Source organism: Sphingopyxis sp. KK2 (assembly GCF_001990265.1).
GTDB lineage: Bacteria > Pseudomonadota > Alphaproteobacteria > Sphingomonadales > Sphingomonadaceae > Sphingopyxis.
Window position 1 is genome coordinate 1 of record NZ_LYVN01000296.1, and the last position, 911, is coordinate 911.

At 65.6% G+C, this 911-nt stretch carries 2 protein-coding genes; both read left to right on the forward strand.

Annotated features, from left to right (window positions below):
• The coding region (locus B1A78_RS23015; RefSeq protein WP_218668027.1) for a hypothetical protein at nucleotides 1-195 on the forward strand (195 nt) is incomplete at its 5' end.
• Between the two features lie 60 nt (nucleotides 196-255).
• Nucleotides 256-911: hypothetical protein (locus B1A78_RS21880; RefSeq protein ID WP_179102141.1), on the forward strand; the 656-nt coding region annotated here is incomplete at its 3' end.

The following is a 911-nucleotide window of genomic DNA, read 5'->3' on the forward strand; positions in this document are numbered from 1 at the left end:
GAGGATATGGAAGCAGCGCCCCACCCCCAAAAAGGAAGCCCGCCGGTCTCCCGGCGGGCTTCAAACGAAGAACATGCCCTTGGGGACATGCTCTTCTTGGGTCGCCCTTATGGAATGACCGATTCCCCGCTGCCGCGCGCTACCCATTTGGGTAGCATTGCGTTTTTTTCGCATTTTGCCATGGTGCGTCGATAGGCAGGGACCTTCGCGCGGCTCAGGGGTGCGCCGCGATCCATCGCCCTGTCGGGGATGCCGATGCAGGTTGAACAGGATCCGCCTTTTCCATCCGATCATAATGCGGAGGCCGAATGGCAGGTCCTCAACCGGCTGATCGGCGAGATCTATGACTCGGTGCTCCACCCCGAACATTGGAACGAAACCCTCGCGCAGATCACCGACGCGCTCTGCCCGCTGAGCTGGGATGCCGCCTTCATCCTCTGGGAAAGCAGCAGCCCGCCAAGTGCGCGCTTCGTCGCCGCGACCGGGCTCGCCGCCGGGGTGCAGGAAATCTACACCGCAGTCTATGCCGGCCGCCACGAATGGTCGCGCAAGATGATGCGCTACGGCAATGGCAGCGTCATCGACAGCAACGACATCATGACCCGCGAGGAATTCGCTCAGACCGAATTTTCGCGCAATTTCCTCGCGCCCTGGGGCATCGACCGGATGGTCGCGGTGCTGCTCGACCGGCGCGGCGGCGAACGGCTGGGGCTGATGATCCCCGGCCCCGGCGACCGCGACGTCGAACGGCTGAAGCGCGGGCTGCGCACGCTCGCCCCGCACATCCAGCGCGCGATGCGGATCAGCGACCGGCTCGCGACGCTCGACCTCGCCGCGGGCGCCGCGCGCGCCGCCGCCGACGCCGCTCCCTTCGCGATCTTCAGCCTCGACGACCAGCTCGATATCCTCGC